Origin of the sequence: Streptomyces paromomycinus (assembly GCF_003865155.1) — a bacterium.
Lineage (GTDB): Bacteria > Actinomycetota > Actinomycetes > Streptomycetales > Streptomycetaceae > Streptomyces > Streptomyces chrestomyceticus.
Map to the genome: position 1 here is coordinate 2,441,801 of NZ_BHZD01000001.1, position 20,360 is coordinate 2,462,160.

At 68.7% G+C, this 20,360-nt stretch carries 24 protein-coding genes, 1 tRNA gene and 2 pseudogenes; 12 read left to right on the top strand and 15 right to left on the bottom strand.

The window, feature by feature from the left end; all coding sequences use genetic code 11:
- Nucleotides 1-201: 201 nt before the first annotated feature.
- A complete protein-coding gene (locus OEIGOIKO_RS09760; RefSeq protein WP_125053718.1) occupies nt 202-759 on the bottom strand; it encodes a quercetin 2,3-dioxygenase in 558 nt (185 codons plus the stop codon).
- A 132-nt stretch (nt 760-891) separates the two neighbouring features.
- Between OEIGOIKO_RS09760 and OEIGOIKO_RS09765 the strand changes: the two genes are divergently transcribed.
- Entirely contained in the window at nt 892-1,419 is a 528-nt protein-coding gene (locus OEIGOIKO_RS09765; RefSeq protein ID WP_125053719.1) for a MarR family winged helix-turn-helix transcriptional regulator, read from the top strand.
- A gap of 391 nt (nt 1,420-1,810) precedes the next feature.
- Nucleotides 1,811-2,251 (top strand): Ig-like domain-containing protein, encoded by a 441-nt coding sequence (locus tag OEIGOIKO_RS09770; protein WP_125053720.1) that lies wholly within the window; start codon nt 1,811-1,813, stop codon nt 2,249-2,251.
- A 34-nt stretch (nt 2,252-2,285) separates the two neighbouring features.
- On the opposite strand, the gene OEIGOIKO_RS09775 is transcribed toward OEIGOIKO_RS09770, so the two are convergent.
- Complete coding sequence (locus OEIGOIKO_RS09775) at nt 2,286-2,591, bottom strand: Rossmann-fold NAD(P)-binding domain-containing protein (RefSeq protein ID WP_246177287.1); 306 nt, start codon at nt 2,589-2,591, stop codon at nt 2,286-2,288.
- Between the two features lie 457 nt (nt 2,592-3,048).
- Between OEIGOIKO_RS09775 and OEIGOIKO_RS43485 the strand changes: the two genes are divergently transcribed.
- Nucleotides 3,049-3,378: a TetR/AcrR family transcriptional regulator C-terminal domain-containing protein gene (locus OEIGOIKO_RS43485; protein WP_281288346.1), complete on the top strand. Its 330-nt coding sequence runs from the start codon at nt 3,049-3,051 to the stop codon at nt 3,376-3,378.
- 944 nt (nt 3,379-4,322) lie between these two features.
- Here OEIGOIKO_RS43485 and OEIGOIKO_RS09795 read toward each other — a convergent pair.
- The 4 genes and pseudogenes from OEIGOIKO_RS09795 to OEIGOIKO_RS09815 form a co-directional block, all read right to left on the bottom strand.
- Nucleotides 4,323-4,778 carry a DUF6099 family protein gene (locus OEIGOIKO_RS09795; RefSeq protein WP_125053721.1) on the bottom strand — a complete coding sequence of 152 codons (456 nt, stop codon included), beginning with the start codon at nt 4,776-4,778 and terminating at the stop codon, nt 4,323-4,325.
- A 134-nt stretch (nt 4,779-4,912) separates the two neighbouring features.
- Complete coding sequence (locus tag OEIGOIKO_RS09800) at nt 4,913-5,266, bottom strand: nucleotide pyrophosphohydrolase (protein WP_030021704.1); 354 nt, start codon at nt 5,264-5,266, stop codon at nt 4,913-4,915.
- A 1,124-nt stretch (nt 5,267-6,390) separates the two neighbouring features.
- Nucleotides 6,391-7,014 (bottom strand): annotated as a pseudogene (locus OEIGOIKO_RS09810) (AAA family ATPase); the annotation flags it as partial.
- A 54-nt stretch (nt 7,015-7,068) separates the two neighbouring features.
- Complete coding sequence (locus OEIGOIKO_RS09815; RefSeq protein ID WP_241268080.1) at nt 7,069-7,503, bottom strand: cell division protein SepF; 435 nt, start codon at nt 7,501-7,503, stop codon at nt 7,069-7,071.
- Between the two features lie 180 nt (nt 7,504-7,683).
- Between OEIGOIKO_RS09815 and OEIGOIKO_RS09820 the strand changes: the two genes are divergently transcribed.
- The 3 genes from OEIGOIKO_RS09820 to OEIGOIKO_RS09830 all read left to right on the top strand — a co-directional run bounded on the left by OEIGOIKO_RS09820 (nt 7,684) and on the right by OEIGOIKO_RS09830 (nt 9,949).
- Nucleotides 7,684-8,844: a magnesium and cobalt transport protein CorA gene (locus OEIGOIKO_RS09820; RefSeq protein ID WP_125053722.1), complete on the top strand. Its 1,161-nt coding sequence runs from the start codon at nt 7,684-7,686 to the stop codon at nt 8,842-8,844.
- A 377-nt stretch (nt 8,845-9,221) separates the two neighbouring features.
- The gene (locus tag OEIGOIKO_RS09825) at nt 9,222-9,407 is read left to right on the top strand and encodes a hypothetical protein (RefSeq protein WP_125053723.1); all 186 of its coding nucleotides are present in this window, start codon (nt 9,222-9,224) and stop codon (nt 9,405-9,407) included.
- Between the two features lie 182 nt (nt 9,408-9,589).
- Nucleotides 9,590-9,949 (top strand): hypothetical protein, encoded by a 360-nt coding sequence (locus OEIGOIKO_RS09830; protein WP_125053724.1) that lies wholly within the window; start codon nt 9,590-9,592, stop codon nt 9,947-9,949.
- Nucleotides 9,950-10,406: 457 nt separating this feature from the next.
- Here the strand turns inward: OEIGOIKO_RS09830 and OEIGOIKO_RS09835 are convergent, their stop codons facing one another.
- The 7 genes from OEIGOIKO_RS09835 to OEIGOIKO_RS43890 all read right to left on the bottom strand — a co-directional run bounded on the left by OEIGOIKO_RS09835 (nt 10,407) and on the right by OEIGOIKO_RS43890 (nt 14,421).
- Nucleotides 10,407-10,976 (bottom strand): hypothetical protein, encoded by a 570-nt coding sequence (locus OEIGOIKO_RS09835; protein ID WP_125053725.1) that lies wholly within the window; start codon nt 10,974-10,976, stop codon nt 10,407-10,409.
- A gap of 3 nt (nt 10,977-10,979) precedes the next feature.
- Nucleotides 10,980-11,561, bottom strand: coding sequence for a hypothetical protein (locus tag OEIGOIKO_RS09840; protein ID WP_125053726.1), 582 nt, complete (start codon nt 11,559-11,561; stop codon nt 10,980-10,982).
- Between the two features lie 28 nt (nt 11,562-11,589).
- Entirely contained in the window at nt 11,590-12,159 is a 570-nt protein-coding gene (locus OEIGOIKO_RS09845) for a hypothetical protein (RefSeq protein WP_125053727.1), read from the bottom strand.
- A complete protein-coding gene (locus OEIGOIKO_RS09850; RefSeq protein ID WP_148112428.1) occupies nt 12,156-12,668 on the bottom strand; it encodes a hypothetical protein in 513 nt (170 codons plus the stop codon). Before OEIGOIKO_RS09850 ends, OEIGOIKO_RS09845 begins: the two co-directional genes overlap by 4 nt.
- Nucleotides 12,669-12,751: 83 nt before the next feature.
- Nucleotides 12,752-12,928, bottom strand: coding sequence for a hypothetical protein (locus tag OEIGOIKO_RS41530; RefSeq protein ID WP_170251674.1), 177 nt, complete (start codon nt 12,926-12,928; stop codon nt 12,752-12,754).
- 333 nt (nt 12,929-13,261) lie between these two features.
- Nucleotides 13,262-13,837 carry an IS630 family transposase gene (locus tag OEIGOIKO_RS09855; protein WP_125053729.1) on the bottom strand — a complete coding sequence of 192 codons (576 nt, stop codon included), beginning with the start codon at nt 13,835-13,837 and terminating at the stop codon, nt 13,262-13,264.
- Complete coding sequence (locus OEIGOIKO_RS43890) at nt 13,834-14,421, bottom strand: winged helix-turn-helix domain-containing protein (RefSeq protein ID WP_125053730.1); 588 nt, start codon at nt 14,419-14,421, stop codon at nt 13,834-13,836. The genes OEIGOIKO_RS09855 and OEIGOIKO_RS43890 overlap by 4 nt, the downstream gene beginning before the upstream one ends.
- On the opposite strand from OEIGOIKO_RS43890, the gene OEIGOIKO_RS09865 reads away from it, so the two are divergent.
- The 6 genes and pseudogenes from OEIGOIKO_RS09865 to OEIGOIKO_RS09895 all read left to right on the top strand — a co-directional run bounded on the left by OEIGOIKO_RS09865 (nt 14,411) and on the right by OEIGOIKO_RS09895 (nt 17,966).
- Nucleotides 14,411-14,881, top strand: coding sequence for a DUF4262 domain-containing protein (locus OEIGOIKO_RS09865; RefSeq protein WP_246177288.1), 471 nt, complete (start codon nt 14,411-14,413; stop codon nt 14,879-14,881). The two genes, OEIGOIKO_RS43890 and OEIGOIKO_RS09865, sit on opposite strands and share 11 nt — an antisense overlap.
- A gap of 395 nt (nt 14,882-15,276) precedes the next feature.
- A pseudogene (locus OEIGOIKO_RS09875) lies at nt 15,277-15,721 on the top strand (transposase).
- A 366-nt stretch (nt 15,722-16,087) separates the two neighbouring features.
- Nucleotides 16,088-16,417 (top strand): hypothetical protein, encoded by a 330-nt coding sequence (locus tag OEIGOIKO_RS09880; protein ID WP_125053732.1) that lies wholly within the window; start codon nt 16,088-16,090, stop codon nt 16,415-16,417.
- 780 nt (nt 16,418-17,197) lie between these two features.
- Nucleotides 17,198-17,476: a hypothetical protein gene (locus OEIGOIKO_RS09885; protein ID WP_125053733.1), complete on the top strand. Its 279-nt coding sequence runs from the start codon at nt 17,198-17,200 to the stop codon at nt 17,474-17,476.
- Nucleotides 17,477-17,494: 18 nt separating this feature from the next.
- Nucleotides 17,495-17,743: a hypothetical protein gene (locus tag OEIGOIKO_RS09890; RefSeq protein ID WP_125053734.1), complete on the top strand. Its 249-nt coding sequence runs from the start codon at nt 17,495-17,497 to the stop codon at nt 17,741-17,743.
- A 147-nt stretch (nt 17,744-17,890) separates the two neighbouring features.
- A tRNA-Trp gene (locus OEIGOIKO_RS09895) sits at nt 17,891-17,966 on the top strand.
- 554 nt (nt 17,967-18,520) lie between these two features.
- On the opposite strand, the gene OEIGOIKO_RS09900 is transcribed toward OEIGOIKO_RS09895, so the two are convergent.
- Both OEIGOIKO_RS09900 and OEIGOIKO_RS43895 read right to left on the bottom strand, forming a co-directional pair.
- The gene (locus OEIGOIKO_RS09900) at nt 18,521-19,423 is read right to left on the bottom strand and encodes an SCO4651 family lipoprotein (protein WP_125053735.1); all 903 of its coding nucleotides are present in this window, start codon (nt 19,421-19,423) and stop codon (nt 18,521-18,523) included.
- A gap of 351 nt (nt 19,424-19,774) precedes the next feature.
- Nucleotides 19,775-20,020, bottom strand: coding sequence for a hypothetical protein (locus OEIGOIKO_RS43895; RefSeq protein WP_371859015.1), 246 nt, complete (start codon nt 20,018-20,020; stop codon nt 19,775-19,777).
- Nucleotides 20,021-20,360 lie beyond the last annotated feature (340 nt).

The following is a 20,360-nucleotide window of genomic DNA, read 5'->3' on the forward strand; positions in this document are numbered from 1 at the left end:
GCACCGCGCCCGTGCCCCTGCCGTCCGGGCGACCCGGCGGCGCCCGACGTTCCCCCACTCGGGTCGCGGGCGCCTGCAGACTCCTGCGGCCGCCCCGCACGCCTCGGTGCGCACATCTCGGTGCATGCGCCTCGGTGCGTACGCCTCAGTGCATGCGCCTCAGTACATGTGCCTCAGTACATGCGCCTCAGTGCATACGCTTCAGCTCGTACGCCACTCGTGCCCCGGCAGGAAACGCACGTCGTACTGCCCGGGAACCGTCTCGAACTTGCCGCCCTCCGGGACGACCGGCTCCCGCGGCAGGCCGAGCTGTTCGGTGGGGACGCCCAGATTCTCGAAGAACCGCTCGAACGTACCGCCGGGGCCTGCGGCGACGCCCACGACCTGGCTGTGGTGACGTTCCATGCGGTAGGCGTGCGGGCAGTTCGCGGGGACGAAGCCGAAGTCGCCGGGGGTCAGCAGCTTCTCCTGCTGGTCACCCTCACTGTCCTCGACGAACAGCCGGACGGCGCCCTGGGTGACGTAGAAGACCTCGTACGTGTCGGTGTGCAGATGAGCCGGGACGAGGTCGCCCTTGGGGCCCTCGACGGTGAAGAAGTTGAAGGCGTTCCCGGTCTGCTCGCCGCCGGCGTAGACGGTGATCAGATCGCCGAACAGGTGGGCACGGTCCCCTTCGCCCTTCTCGACGAAGTACGGCCGGCCCGGTTCCGGCGGGATGCGCGAGGACCGGCGGTGGCGCGTGGCGAACTCGATGGTCATGGACCCTCCTGGGACGGACACCCGACGTCAGGCAACCTGACGTTCAACGTGTCAGGTACCCTGACACTCCAGTCGCCCAGGAGGCAACCCCGCCCGCCCCGCCGCCCTCTCCCCCTCACCCAAGGCCCAGCCATGCCCACTTCCCGGCCCGCTTCCCCACCCCCATCGCCGCCGCCCTCGCCCTCTCCTTCGCCCTCGCCCCGCCGCAACCTCCCCCAACTGCTCGGCGACGCCCGGCGCTGGTTCGAGGAAGCCCTCCTGACCGCCATGAACGCGGCCGGCGGCCCTCCGGTGACCTCGACCCAGGTCCAGCTCTTCGCCGTACTGGACCCGGAGGGCACCACGGTCGCCGCACTCGCCCGGCACATGGGCGTGACCCGGCAGACCGCGCACCAAGCCGTACACGGTCTGGTGTCGGCCGGACTGCTGGAGCAGATACCGGACCCCGCCTCCGCCCGGCAACGGCTGATCCGCCGCACCCCGGCGGGCGAGCGCGCACACCACCAGGCCGAACGGCTCCTGCAGGACTTGGAAGGCCAACTCGCCGCACGCATCGGCCACGACGCGGTCAACGCCCTCCGCGCAACCTTGGAAGCCCCTTGGGGCCCGGCCCCGACGCCAGCCCCACCCCCGACCTCAGCCCCAACTCCGACCACCTGACAGACAGCCGGACAGACCGGGGCCACCATCACCCCGTCACATCCATCCCCCCGTCACACCCGCATTTTCCGCTGCCCGTCAACCATTCTGCGCCCGCACCCGCACCCGCGCCCCCGCCCGCGCCGGAAAACTTCCTCCCCCCCTCCCCCCTCCCTCTCCCCCGATTCCACGGCCCACACCAAACGAAAATCCGATCGTGCGATAACACGCCCTTATTCCCCGGCGCGACCAGCACCGAAGCCGAAGTCGACGCACCCCGGGTTTCCCACTCCACCGCCCGCATTCCCCCACCTCACCCTTTCGGCTCAACAACGCGCACCCCCGCACCCCTCCCGCGGTGCGGAACGTTGATCAGTAAGTCGGAGATAGGACTTACTGAAAGAGGTATGACGTGCCCTGTCCCACCTCCCGTGCAGCCGCGATCTCCACCACGGCGCTGACCCTGGCCAGCGCCCTCACCGTCACCGCGGCGTCCGCACTCGACCACAACGACCAGCCCGCGCCTCCCAAGCGCCTCAACGCACAGGCCTACGACGCGTGGTTCGACGTACTGTCCCGCCAGACCAGCGGCCTGAAGGCGAGGATCAGCGAAGCCGACGGCACACCGGTGGCGGGCCTGCCGGTCAAGTTCACCGTGGCCGGCGAGAAAGCCCTCCTCTGCGAGGCCGTCACGGACACCGACGGTTACGCCGAGTGCAAGAAATCCCGCCTCCCCTCCTTGCTCGCGTCCGCCGTCAAACTGCTGACCGGCGGATACGACTCCACTTTCGACGGCAACACCCGCTACGCCCCCGTCTCCACCCACAATTCCGTCGCCGTGGACATGCGCTGAACACCCCGGCCGAAATCCACCGCCATGACACCCGTCACCCGCTGGTGCGGGAGTCGGCGGCGTAGTCGGGCAGAGCCACGGTGCTGCTGACTTTCTCCCCCAGCTTGAGCATTCCGTTCAGGAACAGGGGGCGGGACAGCAAAGCGTTGCGGAGACGTATGCCGGTGGCGGTGCCGGGGGCGAGGAACTTCCCGGTACGGTCGCCACCCGCCTGACAGCCCCTGGCATACGTGCGGAGCCTGCTCTCGTACCGGGCGAAGGCCGTCCGGTAGTCGCCTTGAGCGCGGGCGAGTTCACCGGCCAGCACATAAGCGGCGACCAGCGCGGTTCCCGTACCCATACCGCCGAGGGTGGCCCCACAGGCAGCATCGCCGACGAGACAGACGCGCCCTGCGGACCAGGTGTCCACGTCCGCCCGGCTGATCGAATCGAAGTACAGGTCAGACGCCTGGTGAAGGGAGGCGAGCAGGCGGGCCCACGGCCGACACTCGACCTGGACCGCATCGCACGGGCCGGCATCCGGATCGCCGACTCGGACGGACTGTCAGACGTCTCCATGCCGCGGGTCGCCGCGCAACTCGGCGTCACCAATATGGCGCTGTACCGGTACGCGCCGGGCAAAGCCGAACTGATCGCGCTGATGGTCGACACCGCGATCGGCCCCTGCCCGACGCTGAAGAGGGCGCGTACCGACTGGCGCTCGCAATTGGAAGACTGGGCCTGCCAGTTGCCCGCCGTCTTCCGCCGACATTCGTGGGCGCTTGAGGCCACCATCGGGCCGCGGGTCATGGGGCCCGGTGAACTGTCCTGGCTGGAGCGCGCCGTCGGCGCACTGGACGGTACGGGGGCTGAGCGGCGCCGAACGGATGGACGCGGCCGTCCTGCTGGTCGGTCACGTACGCAGCATCACCCAGCAAGCCCGCGCAGCCGGCTCCGCGAACAACCCCGAGGCCCAGCTAGGAGCCATCCTCACCGACCTGATGCAGACACACGGCGAACAATTCCCCGTCCTCACGGCGGCCCTGGCCTCGTCAACGCAGCCCGGCGAGCAAGACGAAGCATGGGAGTTCGGCCTACACCGCATCCTGGACGGCCTGGCCACCCACATCGACCAACACACCCGATAACCGCAGCACAAATCCCCCGCCCCCCACCAAACCCTTCTCCACCCCCCTCCCTGCCCCCGTCAAGCACCTCCCCGCTCCCCTCCCTGCCCCCGTCAAACGCCTCCCCACCCCCTCCCTGCCCCCCGTCAAACACCTTCCCCTCCCCGTCCCCCTCCCCCACCCACCCCGCTCCACCCCACCCCTGCTCCCACCCCTACCCCCACCCCTGCTCCCGCTCCCGCTCCCGCTCCCGCTCCCGACCGAAGCCTGAGGCAGGAACCGCGCGCGCACCAACCAAACAACGGGCTCCAGTACTCGCCGCGCTCAGACTCGCGCACCGTCACCCCCAGCTGGCACGCAGGCAGCCGGAAGTCACCAGACGGCAGACCGTTGATCACCCGGCACCCGGCAGGCGACGGGCGACGGGCGACGGGCGACGGGCGACGGGCGACGGGCGACGGGCGACGGGCGACGGGCGACGGGCGACGGGCGACAACATAGGCAAGCGAGCGGCAAGCCACCACCCAACCGAAACCCCCAACCTCACGCTCGCCCCAGCACACGCCCGCCCCAGCTCCCACCAACGTCCCGACACAACTCGCGCCGACGCCCCAGAGCGACTTCCCCTGGCACCCCTGGGCAGCTCCCACCGACGCCCGACGCCCGGAGCGACTCGCCCGACGCCCGGAGCGACCCGCCCTACACTCCCGTTAGCTCGCACCGGCCCCGAAGCAGCTCGCGCCAGCGCCTCAGAGCAACTCCCGCGCGACTCCCGCCACGCCCCAGAGCAGCCCCGACCGACACTCGAAGCACGCCCGCCAACGCCCTGAACAGTCCCCCTCCCGACGCCCGGAGCAACCCCCGCGCCCCCTGAGCAGCTCCCACCGACGCCCCGAGCAGCTCACCCCTACACCCCGGTACCTCGCACCGGCCCCCAGCAGTAGCTCGCGCCGGTGCGTGCGCCCTCAGGGTGTGTCGCGGGAGCTTACGGCGAGGTGCTTCAGTATGCCGGTGACCCGGTCGCGGGACTCGTCGGCCACGTCCATCGCTTCCACGCAGGTCCAGTACATCCCCTCCTCGTCCGCCGCGCAGACCACGCCCACCAATGCTTCGCACACCTCGCCGAGCAGCCAGTTCAGCCCTCTCAGGGCCGCCAGGGTGTCCCGTACTTCGGAGAGCTGGGCCGCCCGCGGCCCGCCGATCCTCGGCGCGGGGATCAGCAGTACCGCGCTCGTCCTTCCTCCCGCATCACCCAATCCCCGCGCCCGGGACCGCACTTCGTGCGGCCCGGATATCGCGAGATGGCTGCCCACCGCCTCGGCCAATGCCTGTGCCTGCCACGCCTCGACGACGATCTCCTGGACCGTCTGCGCCTGCGCCAGACCGCGCCGACTGGCCGCGATGATGCGCATCGCGTCCATCCGCGCCCCCCTCCCTCAGACCACTGTCAGCTTCGCCGCATCTACCTGCCACTACCCAGCGTGAACTTGAAAGGCCGAAAAGGCCAGAGGAATTCGCAAATCTGTGGACAACCAAGACGATGTGGAAAGATCCTTCACTCCATAGAGTGACGATTGGCTCGTTCGGCCCCCTTCACGGGAAATCGTGTCTCATTGCGTTCGATCTTTGCGGCCAGCGCCTGCAGCACATCGATGCCCAGGGCGTCGCAGAACTGCAGGAGGTACGCCAGTACGTCGGCGACCTCGTCCTCGACCCGCCCGGCGGCCGTCGCGTCGCTCATGACCCGCGCCGACTCCTCCGGTGTCAACCACTGAAAGATCTCGACGAGTTCGGCGGCCTCGACGCTGAGCGCCGCGGCCAGGTTCTTGGGGGTGTGGTACTGCTTCCAGTCGCGGGCCGCGGCGAACTCGGCGAGCCGCTTCTGCAATGCATGGAGATCTTCACTCATGCTCCTAGGTGTAGCACCTGCACCCCGGGCAGCCCTTCGGCGGCCGACGCGTCCCGTACCGTCCCGAGCAGCCGGACGTGCCCGCGCCCGACCATCCGTACGGCGAGTTCCAGCAGTGCCCGTGCCTGCCGGTCGTCGAGGCTCCGGTCCAGCCCGTCCGCCATCAGCCCCAGCACCTGACGGGCGGCGAGCACCTCGCCCGCCGGGTCCATGGCCAGCACCTCCGGGCCCGTGAGAAGGACCAGCGCGAGCGCGACGTAACGCAGCTCGCCGTCCCCGAGCTGCTCCAGCGGCGTCGCCGGCAGCCCGCCGCGCTCGACCAGAGCCCGTATGCCGACCGTGCCGCCGTGTTCCACCGGTTCGGCCCGCAGACCGGCGACCGGACCGACGCAGCCGGCGCGCACCGCCTCGACCAGCACCGCGTGCCGCCGCGCGCACTCCCGGCTGGTCCGTCCCAGTACGGCGGGGAGGTTGTCGCAGGCGGTACGCAGCCGCCCGTCCCCGGCGCTCCACCCCCAGCTTCCGCCGAACATGCCGCCGTCGTCCGCCGCCCCCTCACCGCCGGACCCGGCCACGAAGGCTTCCAGGGGACCTTCCGGCGGATCGGCCTCCGTATGCGCGTCAGCACAGGGACCGGCGTGGGAAGCAGCACGTGAGGCACTACCGGAACCGGTAGCACCACGCGCACCGGCAGTGCCACGAGTTCCGGTGACACCACGAGCCCCCGCGGTGCCACGGTTTCCGCTGGCACCACGGTTTCCGCTGGCACCACTGCCCTCGGCGCCGCCGCCGCTCGGGTCGATGGAACCCCTCGCCCCACCCGGCCCACCCGGCCCGACCGTTCCATCCGGCCCGCCCGGTCCCCCCGCTCCCGACCCGGCGGGGTCAACCGGACCGGAGGCGGCGGCACGGAGGCCATAGCTGCCACCGACGTTCTCGCGGCTTGCGCGGCCGCTCCCCCGGGCACCGGCCGCGCGGGCTCCGGGTACGGCGCCGGCCGCGCTCCCGGCCCCGTACCCACTGCTCCCGGAACTGCATCTCGTCGCCCCCCTGGGCCCCGGGCCGCCCGCCGTCTCCGCACCCGTCACCGTGCCCGCACCGCATCCGCCCCCCATGCCCGCCCCGCGCATCACCTCTGGCCGCGGATCGCACGCGAACACCGACCGCAGCGCCACCACCACCTGTTCCGCGGCCGCCAGCACGAGCCGCTGCCCTGCCGTCTTGCCCGCGACCCGTAACGGCAGCAGCGCCGTACCCAGACGGTCGTCGGGCAGCGGCGCGCGCGTCACGGGTGTCGCTCCGGCCGTGTACCAGGCGGCCTGCACCGCGCGCCGGGCAGGGTCCGTCAGGGCCGTCGACAGCAGGGTCTCGCCCCCACCCGTCAGCCGTTCGCCGACGATGCGCAGTTCCGGCTCGGCCTGTACGGCGACATCGAGCCGGACGGGGCCGACCGGTCCGTCGACCGTGCAGCCGATGCGGAACCCGCGTCTGCCCTGCCCGTCCGGACGTGCCCAGGCCGGTACGCATCCGGCCGCGCCTCCCGGCGCCGCCGCCACGGCCCGCCCGAGCCGGGCGCCGCTGCCGAGCCGCGCGAGGATCTCGTACGCCTGCAGCACGCTGGACTTCCCGCTGCCGCTCGCGCCGGTCAAGAGGGTCAACGGGCCCAACGGGAAGGTCGCGCCGCGATGCGACTTGAAGGCGGACAGGCGTAATTCGGTGACCGCCGGGCGCACACTTTCTGTGTCCATACGAGGACGCTAGGCAACCGGCGAAAGCAAAACCGTTACGGCTGCAACGCCTTCCTACGATCGGGGTACGAGGCCCGCCGGCGGCTCGGCGACCTCGGTGCCGACGGGCGCGAGCAGGAAGACGTTGGTGTCGACCCGGTGCATCCCGCTGGCGAGCCCGAAGACCACGCCGCTGGAGAAGTCCAGGATGCGTTTGGCCACGTCGGCGTCGGCGCTGCTGAGGTCGAGCAGGACGGGGATCTGCGCCATCAGGTACTCGGCGACCTCGCGCGCGTCGGCGAAGGTCTGCACCCGGATGACGACGAACCGCCGCATCTCCTCGCCCGGTTCCTCGTCGGGCAGGGCACGGTGATCGGGCCACGAGGGCCATTCACTGCCGCTGCGAAGGGGAACGACCTCGGCGAGCCCTTCCCACTGTTCGTCGGTGGCGTCGGGCCCGTTCACCGAATCACCTCTCCCGGAGGGGCTGGACAACTTCGCTATCTGCATCGCGCAATTGTAGGGATAAACACTTATACGTCTTCGGGTGCGACACACGGATGGCCTCACCCGGCTCCCCCATCCTGCACCATGCCCACTGATCACCGCCGACACCCAGGACATATATCCTGCGACGAGATCCCTGCCTTGTTCCTGTTCACTCCCTCTGTCACGTAGGTCGGTTCCGTCATGAGCGTCGATCCTCCCGGACGCGGGCTGCGCGGCCTGCGCGGGCTCCGCAAGCCGGCGAAGAAGCGGCCGGCCACCGCGGCCTCACCCACCGGCACCACGGACGAGCCGCCGGCGCCGGACGCCGGGACACCGTCCGCGGGCAGTGTCATCAATGCCACTCTTTACCGCGACGGACATCGCCTCAGTACCCACGAAACCCTCGCCGACACCTTCCGGCACCTGCGCACCACCGCCGGTTCCATGGCCTGGATCGGCCTGCACCGGCCGTCGTCCTCCGAATTGGTCACCCTGGCATCGGAATTCGACCTTCACCCGCTCGCCGTGGAGGACGCACTGGAGGCCCATCAACGGCCGAAACTGGAGCGTTACGGCGACACCCTCTTCGTCGTCCTGCGGGCCGCGCGCTACCTGGACGACCCCGAGGAGGTCGACTTCGGCGAACTGCACGTCTTCGTCGGCCCCGATTTCGTGATCACCGTCCGGCACGGCGGCGCCCCCGACCTGCCCGCCGTACGCCGCCGCATGGAAGCCGCCCCGGAACTGCTCGACCGCGGCCCCGAGGCGGTCCTGTACGCGATTCTCGACGCCGTCGTGGACGATTACGCTCCGGTGGTCGCCGGTGTCCAGAACGACATCGACGAGATCGAGACCGAGGTCTTCGGCGGCGACCCGCGCGTTTCCCGCCGTATCTACGAACTGTCCCGGGAGGTCGTGGAATTCCAGCGCGCGACCCGCCCCCTGAACAGCATGCTGGAAAGCCTGACCGCGGGCTTCGAGAAATACGGCATCGACGAGGAACTCCGCCGCTACCTGCGCGACGTCGCCGACCACGCCACCCACACCACCGAACGCGTGGACGGCTTCCGCCAGGCCCTCCAGGACATCCTCACCGTCAACGCCACCCTCGTGAACCAGCAACAGAACGCCGAGATGCGCGCCCTCGCGGAAGCCGGCTTCGAACAGAACGAGGAGATCAAGAAGATCTCCTCCTGGGCGGCCATCCTCTTCGCCCCGACGCTGGTCGGCACCATCTACGGCATGAACTTCGACCGCATGCCGGAGCTGCACTGGGCATTCGGTTATCCCTTCGCCATCGTCCTGATGGCCGTCGTATGTACTAGTTTGTACGTCATCTTCAAGCGCCGGGACTGGCTCTGAGTAATCGGCGCCAGCACAGGCACGCTGCGGGGGAACGCCGCGGGGAGCATGTGCAGCGCGCCTCCTTCAGTCCGCTGGGGAGAATGAGCTCAGCCGCCCTCTGGCCGGTATAGCTATAGGCCGCTACCCGCTCCGGCCCTGCCAGGCCGACGACGAACGTTCTGCATCACTAAGAGTGACGGTTGGACCGGGGAGACAGCCGAGTGAGGGACAGTTGCTGCGAACGTTGCAACCACCCTCGTCAGAGTCCTCCGATGCGTAGCCGCCCAAGGAACAGCACCGCGTTGCCCACCGTGAGGTCGGGCAGCCGCCCCGCCCGGTCGGTCATTGGCCTACAGCCACGGCTCTATCTTCCGCCACTACACACCAGGCAGTTCATGTTGATTGCAGCTCTACAACGGGCGCTGGCCGTAGTGCAGATCGATGTGGTCATGCTGAAGTCGGTCGTCATCGACATGCAGTACGGCAACCCGACGATCGAGGAGTCCGCGCCGGAGAAGTTCCTTGTCGCAACGAAGTTGGTCGACCAGCTCGTGTTGACCTGCGCGGACTGGACTGAGTGAGACGCGAACGGATCGGCGGTTTGCCTGTGTGCGAGGTCGCTGTCCTTGACGCTGAGGTTTGACGGCTTAGGCACTCGCCCGCGTGACCAGCCACCGCGCCGGTAAGATGCGGGCGATCACGTTCGCGGCAACGGCTCGTGTGCTCCAGGCCGGGGCGTGTAGGTTCGAATAAAGGGAGCACTGTGACTCTGGCAGAGCGGCCTTCGCTGGCGTGGGATGTCGCTGACCTGGTGGCTCAGCAATTGCTGGTCGTGCCGAATCCCCTGGCCGCCTGGAACAGCGACACGTTCTGGGTCTCCGTGTGGGACTCGGACCCTGGACAGGTCCTTGTCTCTCTGCACGTTCCGCGTGAGAGCGCCGATCCGTTCATCCAGTTGAAGATCGGGTTTGCGGTGACAGAGGAAAGCCCGAAGCTCCAGGCCGAACGTATCGTCGCCGCCGTCCGGCGCCCGCACCCCCTGAACGGCGCGGTGGTCTGTGCGGGCTATCGAGAGTGCGCCGAAGCCTTCGGGTATACCTGGCCATCGTCGCTGGAAGAGTGAGTCACGAGCCACCGGTCAACTTCGGTGGCCAAGGACAGTCGCCCAGGAACTTCAGTTGCCGTGGGCGGGTTCTGTTGCTTCGAGTTGATACCAGTCCTGGGAGGCCGTCCAGGACTGGCAGTCCAGGTAGATCCTCGCGAGGCCATCCGGCTGCTCTCGGATCATGAAGTAGTCGCGAAGGAGTCGGTGGAGCGTGATCACCACTGCGGCGTCGGCCTGCTTGGTGAGCGGGTGAGTCCAATCCCCTGGAGCGAGGTGGCGGACGAGAAGGTGTCCCGTCACGCCGAAGGTTGAGCGTTCTCACCGAACTTTGACTGCCTCGGCCGGGTCTGTCCGCTCTCGGCACGTGACTGAACCAGCCGCATGACCGTCCGGTCACGCGGCTGATGAGGTGGGCTTCCAAACTGCCTTGAAGGAGCCCTCCGGCACATACCGGTCTCGGGTTCTACCGCGTCGGTCAGACCTGAAGGATCAGCGCTTCCACTTGTTCGAGCGTCGTCACGCTGGCCTGGGCCGCGGCCCGGGCCTTCGTCACCTTCTCCATCCACTCGATCCGCTGCTCGGCCGGGAGTGCGTCCTCTCCGAGCTGGACTCGCAGGCGGTGCGCTTCTTCGAAATCCGTCATCAGGGTATGGGCGGAGTCCACGGCCTGCTGGTAGCCGCTCTCGACGAGTTCCACACGAGCTGGCAGCTCCCGGCGCAACGTGGCCAGCTGATCGCGCGGGTCGGCTGGCGGACCGCCGTTCGCGGTGGCAGTGGGATCCGTGCTGGTCGTGGCCGTGGGGGACGTGGTGGTGCTTCCGGAGCTGCCTGGGACTGGGCGGCCGAGCTCCACCGGGAACGTCTCGTCGAACCAAGCCTTGTCCGCGACGTAGTGGGTGGGCCGGCCCTCGGTGTCGGGAGCGATCACCACCCCCGCGGTGATCGGCGTCCGGCCTTCCACCCGGTGCCGCCGCTCCCCGTAGCAGACCAGAGGCTCACCGCCTTCCGCCTTGGGCGGCTGCGTCGCGTCCGGGTGCCCCAGCACGGCCTACGCGAACGCGAGGAGGAGTGCCCTGCTGATGTTCGGAGCGCTGGTTGCCGTGTACGCCAGAGTGAGGGAGACGAGGGCGCTCTTAGGGGTGCGCCGCACGCCCTTCCGTCCGTCACCCGCCTCGCTGCCCTGGCCAGCGGTGATGAAGGGCTGCGGAGCGTGGATCAGCACCGGCGCCATGCGCTGGACGAGGGCTGACCAAGCGGTCGCGTCGCCGGCCTCTGCCCCGAGGAGGAGCACCTTGAGCGACCGCGGGTCCTGCCCGGCGCCCTTGGCAGCCTCCGGGACGCCGAAGAAGCCGAGGGCGCAGAGGATGTTGCCCCGGTACAGGAACAGCTGCGCGATGGCGGCGGCCCCCAGACGGGTACGTGCCTCTGCTGTCTTCGCCTTGGTCTGGCTCCACGCCGGCTCCCGCGGCGTGCCCCTGACAATCGGCCATAAGCGCCCCGTGTCGCGGACGGTGCGTACGGCCGACCGCTTCGGAGCCTTGGGCGGGATCTCAGGAAACACGAGTGCGGTGATGGCACGCACCGCGATGTCGCGGAGCACGGTGGGGGAGACGTCGTCGCCTACGGGCACGAGCGGCACAAGCGGGTCGAGCGGCCCGTTAGGTCAACGCGTCGCGCACCCCTACCAGGTCGAGGAGGTCTGCGCCGCGCGCGTCGGGGAATGCCTCGGCGAGCGCGTCCGCGAGGAGCGATTCCCTGGCGTATGCGTCGACGAGCGTCGCGAACAGGGCGATCAGGCGCGCATCCTCGTCGTAGGGCTGGATCCCGCGCAGGTGGTCGTTGACGTTTAGCGTCCGCAGGACATGTTCCAGAGCCGTCGGCTTGGTGCAGCCAATCACGATCTCCGCTGAGACCGTGGCGATCTTCTGGGCCTGGACCGCTGGATCAGTCGCCTCCGGCTCTGGCTTGGCGGCGGCTTCGTTGAGCCGGTCGGAGAGTCGGTTCAGGATCTCTCGCTGACCCAGCAGCAGAAGCTCGGGGTCGGCCTTCTTGCCCTTCGGCGTGGGCAGGAGGGACTGGGGCATCCCCGTGACCAGGTGTTCCGGACGCACACGGAAGATGTTGAGACGGGCCAGTGCCCGGTTGTTCCCGGTCACGGCGGCCAGCCGCCACAGCTTCGACACCGTGCCGTCGGGGCGGGCGATCTGCCACTGCTGCAGGACGTTCATGCCCTCTTGGAGAGCTGACCCGCGTCTACGAGGGACTCGGGCAGGTCGTAGCCGCGGGTCTTGCCGGCGCGCTCCAGGTTCTCGGCGGCGTACCGCTGCATGTGGACGGCCACCGCGTACGGCTGCTCGGCGAGAGTAAGCGCCAGCTTCGGTTCCCCGTCCTCCTCCGCGGCCCGGACCACAGGACGCGGCCGCCGGTCGCCGAGGGCGATGAGGAGGGCCTGGCGCTCGCCTTCGAGTTCCGTCACGCGGCGCTCGGCATCCTCGTGCTTCTGCGTGACCACCGCCAGAGCCTGCGCGGCGTACGTGTCGTCGCCGACCGCGCGGTGGTAACTTTCCCGCTCCTTCTCAGCAGTCTTCTCGGCCTTCCTGGCCTCGTGCAGCGCCAGCTCGACGGCGATGAGGTCCTTGACGCGCTGACTGGCCTCAGCGACGGGCGGCGACCAGCAGTTGACGGTGCGGTCGTTGAGGTCCCACGGGACCACGGCAGCGCCATGGACGTCACACATCAGCAGGAGTACCCGCTCATCGCCAGCCTGCACGAGACGGTAGGCCGAGGGCTTGAGCACCTTCTTGCCGCTCCGGCTGGCAATCAGGCCCCTGATCTCGGTGTCCGGAAGAGCAGTGGCCAGCCCCTCGGTGATCGCCTGCCGGGGCGGGGCGCGACCCCGTGTTCCGCACAGGTGTTCTCGATGGCGTCCGCGAGGTTCCGGCCCCAGACGCCGGTGCCGATGCGCGGGAAAATGCCGTCGCGTCGTTTCGCGACCATGATGTCGTCCTTCCGCCCGGGCGTGCCGGGCGAACACAGAAGCTCCCGTCTCTCGGGAGCGCGTCACGCGCCCGAGCGCCGAAGCCTCGTGCCGACGAGGAACGGGCCAATACCCCGCAGAAGGGTGTGCGGCGGTCCTCGCCCCGTACGGCTCACCTGCCAACGCCCGAAGAACGATCAGCCCCAACGACGCCTCGGTGGCGTCTGGACGTTTCGCAGCTGGCTCCTGCTCCGCCGACGGCAGCATGAGGCGGACGCCGGTGATGAGCCACCGACGTGCACCACGCAATCTGCCACCCGCGCCCGCGCAATGCCGACATACTGAGGATTTCGTTAGTTCTGTGAGGTTGGTGGGCGGATGGTCAGGCCGGTGTGGGTGAGGAATGACCAGGGCAGTCGGGGGTTGGCGTTGATGCGGTGGATGCCTTGTTCGGTGGCATAGGCGACGTCGGCGAGGTGGCTGCCGGCCAGGTTGGCGAGTTCGCGATTCTTGAGCGAGGACCACAGCAGTTCCACCGGGTTGAGCTCGGGTGCGTGCGCGGGTAACCGCTCGAGGGTGAGCCAGTCCTGTTCGGCGGCCCAGGCGCGCATGGCCCGGCTCCGGTGGGCGGACAGTCCGTCCCAGACCAGCACCACCGGCTCTTCGCGGTAGAACGCTTTGAGCTCGTTCAGGACCTCGATGAGAGCGGTGGTGTTGTAGCTGCCGGGCTTGAGGTGGAAGCACAGGCGCGGACCACGTTCGGGGTCGGTGGCGTGGTAGCCGAGGGCCGCTGCCATCGACGCCCGTTTCCAGTTCAGCCGGTGCCGCAGGAGCGGAGTGCGGCCGCGGGGTGCGTAGGTGCGGCGGATCTGAGGTAACAGCGAGACGCCCGATTCGTCGAGAAACACGATCCAGGCACATGTGTTCACCGCCCCTTTTTGATGCGCGGCCACTCGTGCGCGATCCAGCGGGCGATCTCGGACTCGTCCCGCTCCACCGCCCGGCGCTCCGGCCGCTGCAGACTCCACCCCAGCCGGCCGGTCAGCAGACGCCAGACCGTGGCCTGCGACAGCGGCACTCCCGTCACCCGCTCGACGACCAGGCCGACCCGCTCCAAGGTCCACAGATCGGCCTCGAAGCCGTGCGCCTGGGCGCCTTGCTCCAGCGCGGTTCGCACCCGCTCGACCTGGGTGTCGTCCAGCTTGGGCGGGCGGCCGGTGGCCGGGCATCGCCGCAAAGCACCGGTGCCGCCCTCCTCCCACACCCGTTTCCACCGCCGCACACTCTCGTCACTGACCCCAGCACCCGTGCGATCTCGGCATTCGAGTGCCCTTGCTCGAACAACTCGGCCGCCCGCACACGCCGAGCCCCAGCCAACTGCGGCCGCGTCAGGCGAGAAACGACAGGTCCGGAGACAACAGGCGAAGGCTTGAAAGACACGACAACAGACTCCCACCAACAAGCCCGTCACACCCATAGAGCTAATGAAAAGATCAGTAGACATGACGATCATTAAGAATGTGCAGCAGCACGGCTGGCACGTCGTCTTGGTCCCCGAGGACGCAGTTGGTCCGGGCTTCACCTACACGATCGGCCTGTCGCATACGCATGGTGCACCTGAACTCGCCATGTTCGGGCCCGACGTCCACGCTATGCACGCCATGCTCAACACCCTCGGAGAAACAGCTGCCCTCGGTGCCTTGCTGGAAGACGGCCAACAACATCAAGACGTTGCCGACGGCCGCCTGGTCACGCTCAGGAATGCCGACCTGCGTTGGTATCGCACGTTCTTCGGGCAGGCCATCGGCTTCTACCGGCGCCCTCCCTTCACCGTCCTTCAGGTTGCGTGGCCCGACGCGGGAGGCCGCTTCCACTGGGAGAACCAGGCTGAGCAGAGGCACCGAGAATCGCAGCCTCAACTGTGGCTGCCGCCTCAAGAGCACCCCGTCGGAGTCTGGACTTCCGAACTCTGACGCAGATGCTGAGCAGTGGCCGCAGAGGTCACTGGAGCAGATCTTCTGACGAAGAAGCTGGAATCCGGCTCGCCCTTGAAACTGCCTTTGATCTTCTCGCAGCGGTTCACTGCATCTTCGGTGCCGCCAGAGCTCCAGTGCAGAGTGAGCCCGGTGACCACGGCGTCGAGGTCGCCGAGCAGGTGGAGTGCCAAGCCAGTGAGGCCGGGCAGCTGGCTGGCGTCGGCGGCGTCGATCCACGCGCCGCACAACCGCACTCATCCGAAGGCCGCAGGGGTGAGTCTGGTGCACCCCGATGCTCGGGACGAGGCGTTCGACCTCACATCCCACTGTCGGGAGGACTTCCACGCATACCGGTCCCGACGGGGTGCATCTTGTTCGAGCTCACGGACGCGATGCTCTGCGAGGACGGCCCGGTGGCCTCGCCGGTCAACCTGACACTGCTGGCCGAGCACCGGCGCCCTCAGCACGGCCGCATCGACGGGGACCGGCTGCGCAAGGCGCCAGCCGTGCTCCCGCAGCCCAGGGCCGCCGACGGACGCCTGATCTTGGCCGTCGATGTCTCCGCCTGGCTGCGGCCCGACGCGCCGACCAGCCCGGATCGCTCGTTCTGCCACGTCTACGGACACTCGAAACGCTCCAGTGACAGTTCGTCCCGGCTGGCCGTACTCGTTCGTCGCCGCGCTGAAGAAGGGCCGCACCTCGTGGTGTCAGTTGGTGGATGCGGTCCGGCTCGGCCCCGACGACGATGGCGCCGTGATCACCGCGGCCCAGGTCCGCCGCGTCTTGGTCGACCTGATCGGCCAGGGCCAGGGGGAAGCTGGTGACGACGCTCCGTGAGGCGCAGCAGGTGGTCATGCAGAACACGGGGGCGGGGCGGGCGCCCATGTCGCGGTGGACCGTGGTGTACACATCGCGGTCGTGGCCGAACTCGCCGACCTTCGCATCATACGAGGAGGGCGAGTACGTCCGATTCGCTGGCAGCGTTCGCCGCTGAGCGTTCCCAAACGATGCTGACACGCCGGGAGTTGAGCTCCGGATGCGCCCCGAATCACCCACGCGCAAAGCGCAACAATCCCCCAAAATCCCCTCTTCGCTCCTTCCCTCCAAAACCCGTCATATCGGCGTTGCTTTCCCTCCGCTTTGCTGGCAAAGTGATCACCCGCCCGGCATAGGCCGGACAAAACGAGGGAAAGGCGCATCACCTTGCGTAAGTTCAAGATTCTGGGAACGCTCGCCGTCGCAGCGCTGGCCGCGGGAACACTTTCGACCCCCGCGAACGCCGCCTCCGACAGCGACGTCTCGCTGCGCAGCATCAAGCGCGGCAGCGTCACATGCTTCAATTACTCGTGGAACCCTGCTGGCATCGCGACCTACACCGTGTACTACCACAACACATGCAAAGGCCGGCACGGCCTCTACGTGACGACCAATTCCGGTCTCTCTCACGAGTGCATATCGGTCGCAGGGAACGCCAAGGGGCACAAGGCGTTCTTCACGAAGCCCATCAAGTTCGCGTACAAGAAGAGCTGCTGATCGCCGGCGAATCCGCCTGATCGATCAAGCGGTGATGTACGCGAGAGCGCTCCCGCGCGGCCGGCTGCGAAGGCCAGGCCGCGCGCCTCTGCCTCTCGGGCCTGTGACCAAGGTGACCGGGCCCCGAGGCGCTGGCTACCGGACGAGACGCGGGGTCCCACTACGAAGAGCCGTGGGCCATTCGCACGGGGACGGTTCGTCAGGATGTCGGCAGCAGGCCAGTTAGCCACCATGCGGCTGTGCGCGACGAACCGCAGTCGGCCGGTCCGTGTGCGGGCCCCAGGGTGCCGTGACAGGACGTGACTGCGACACCTACAGGGCGCGCTGGCAGCAGCAGCGCGACACGGCCCTCGCTCGGGCACGGCACGACACCGCTCTTCTGGCTTCCTTCCCCGCCAACCGGAAAGCCGGCTGACGCCGCCGGGCCAGCTCGGCGACCGACCAACCGTTGACTGCACGGCACAAGGCGAGGCGCATCACCAGATCGCGGGCGACCCTGACACCAGGGTGATCCGCCACGGCGCACCACGGCCCCTTGGTCGCGTGGGGCCCGCCAGGACCCGCCCCCGGGTCGGGCAGGGCGTAGTCGCGTGGGCACCGGGGACCTGGACTCTCCACGTGGCGAGGCATCCTCCGTCGTCGTTCACCACTTCACTGCGGACGTCACCATGCACCGCGACCGCTGCGCCCCAGCCAGGCTGCCCAGTGTGCGCATACCGAACAGGAAGGCCGGCTCGTTGAACGGGAAGTACACCCTGGTGAGCGAAGGAGAGCCCAGTGATGGTCGCGGTGACGGGCAGGGCGCGAGGACGGCTGACCGCGGCGGTGCTGGTGGCTGTGCCGCAGTCGGTGGCACGGCTGGTCGGACGGTTGCGGCAGGGCCAGTTCGAGACGGCCCGCCGCGATACGCAGGATGCACTGGACGCCCTGCGTGGATTGGCGCTGCTCCTCGACGACCACCGTGGCCCAGCGGAGGACGCCGGCCTGCGGCTGGTCGAACTCCTCGCACAGTGCGGCTATCCCGTTCCTGCCGTCGAGATGCTGGGGCAGGGCAGCTAGAGGCCGTTCCACGCGGTCATGACTCTGTTGCCCAAGGAGGCACCGGTCGGCGTGGAGAAGATTCTGCAGGACCTGGCGGACGTGTCTGATGAAGAGCTGAGCCAGCTCCAGGAGCTGCTGGAAGAGCGCAGCGGCCCACAGGCCAGCGCCCGTCGCGCCAATACCGCCTCCCCCTGCGAGGACACCCACGCGGAACTGCAGACCTATCGGCAGAGGGCAGGGACGACATGGTCAGGAGGGCGGCCGCCGCAGCCTTCTCCGAGGTGAAGATCGCGCGTTTGAGCGGGCTGTCCCGGACCACGGTACGCAGCATCCTCGGCAAGAGATGACGCCCCGCCACAGCTCCCTGCCGTACCGAGGCTGGATATTGCGTTGGAAGCCGGCGGGCCGGCCTGCAACACTGGTCACACGCGAAGGGGTGTAGCTCAGAGGCCAGAGCGCCGGTCTCCAAAACCGGATGCCGCAGGTTCGACTCCTGTCACCCCTGCCACTTCTCACGTTCTCGCGCCCGCGGCCCCGCCGTCGGTGCCGCCCTCCCACACCGGCCAGGGCGAACACGGCCGGGCCCCGGCTCGGGGCGCTCAGGTGGCGCGAACGACGGTGGCGAGCGGTCCGTTGACCAGGTTGGTATCGCTACTCCGGTCAGTGCGCTCAGTACTTTCCAGATCGCCCCGTAGAGGTATGGTTACGCGGCACCATCGGTCGCGCGCTCGTGGACTTGGCGGCCGAGCGGAACTTCGCTCAGGGGTGGACTTCGTGCCGAGCACGAAGTGCTCTGCGGTCCGGCCGCTGCGCAGCGTCCACCAGCTCCCGTCCTTGCGCAGCGCACTGAGCGGCTTCGCAGATCAGACGTGCCTATTGATCAGGTCGATGCGCGGATGGTTCAGGGACACGGGACAGGCGGCACAGCCCAACCGGTCGGGCGCGAAAGCGCTGCCGGTTTCCGAGGCGGCCGGCCATAGCCCGTGACCTCCCGCAGGCAGCCCCGCCGCCGTACGCGGGGCTGCGGCCCGCCCCCTGCTGGGCCGGGCCGCAGCCGGAGACTCAGGCAAAGGAGCGGGTCCCGCCGCGGCCGGCGGCTTCCTTGAGTATCTTGAGCAGGTCGGTGGTTTCGGCGGCCGGAGGAGCTTTGATGGCTGCCGTGGTTCCGTACTCGGAGTAGGACGCGGAGGTGCTGATGGTGCCCATCGGCGTCTGGACGTCCACGGTCATCCGCACCGGCAGATCGTCGCCGTTGACCCACACGTCGTAGTCGTAGCCCTTGATGCCGCTCTTCTTGACGTTCGCGAGCAGCTTCTCGCGGTCCGCGGGCTTCAGCGCGTCGACGGTCTTGGCGCCCTTGAGGCCCTCCTCGACCGTCAGCGAGCCCTTGTAGTGCTCGGCGCGTACACCGCCCACCTGGCCGGAACCGAGGTGCTGGATGTCTGGCGAGCCGAGGAACATCGCGAGCTGCTGGGCCGGGTCCTGCTCCGCATCGTCGAGGCCGGCGGTCACGGCCTTGGTCATCTCCTCGTCGCCGGCCTCCTTGGCGGCGGCCTTCAGATCGAGCTTGCCCCATTTCTTGCCGCCGAAGTCGCCCATGTCCATGTAGGCGACGCCGTCGACCCAGATCATCCGCTTGGGGTTGTCGTCCCCGGACTTCGCCTTGGCTCCGTCGTCGCTCATGGTCATGTCCAGCGCCGTGGGCTTCCAGGCCATGGTGCCGGTCATCTTCGTCTCACCGCTGTCCGGCATCCCCTTGGGCACGGACATCGTCATCGTGACCTTCGCGGAGTGCACTCCCGCGGTCTTCTGGTACGCCGCGGTGAGCGCCTGCGCTGGAGTGCGCTGCGTTCGTGGCTCGTGGCCGGCCTTGGCCGAGCTGTCTGACTGGCAGCCTGTTATGCCGGCCAGCACGGTGGCGGCCGCCAGCGAGACACCCGCGCGTCGCGCGATGCCCTTGCGCATCTTTTCACCCTGATATCCGTCTATGTCATGTACATCCGTAACAGTAGTACATGGCACTGACATGTATCCTTGGCTCGGTCACGACTGACGCCTTTCCGGCCCTCTGCAACCGGTTCATGAGCCACCTGAAAGTGCGCCGGGGCCGGACGCTGCCCTGCCGGGGCCGCTTCGCCAGACCCCGCGCGGCCGCCGCCATGCACGATGGGCCCGCATCTTGACGGTGTCAGGCGAGGACAGCGAGCATTGCAGCGGCTGAACGCCCGCAGGTCCATCACAGCTTGGTTCACAAGCGGCGCACGGCTTCCGCCGGTACGGTTTGCGGCCGACTACCGGTGCCAGTCTTCAGCACCCTCATCGAGCGCACGATTGAGGTATTCCCCCAGACCGGGGCATGGCCCACTGACGACTGTCGTCCTCGTGATGCCACACGAGGCGGACGCTGCCGGCCAGCGCGGCCAGGGGCCAGCGCGTGTAGTCCTGGGGGACCATGGCGGTCGCCTTCCAGACAGACACCGGACCGAGATCAGCCAGGTCGATGTCGTCCCAGGTGACGTGGCCGCCCGTGGGCAGGTACAAGCCGGTCAGGAGCCGGGCCAGCGTCGTCTTGCCGGAGCCGTTCTCCCCGACGAGTGCGGTGACCTCCCCGCTGGTGGTTCCTGGAGCTGAATGCCAGCGGGCAGTACGGCTTCGCCGAGCAGGCCACCGGCCTGCCGATCACCGCGGCGATCTGCGACTACCTAGAAGGAGAGCCACGGTGACCGGCCTGCTGGAGAACGACCGGCAGCTGGTGAACGCGCGCATCCGCCTGGCCCGGCAGATCGAGCGCAGCGGCGTGGTGCTGCCGGTCGCCCTCGCCGAGGCGTTCCTGAACGTGCCGCGGCACCCCTTCGTGCCGGTGTTCTACCGACGCGACGGCGACCTGTTCGTGCCCTGGCGC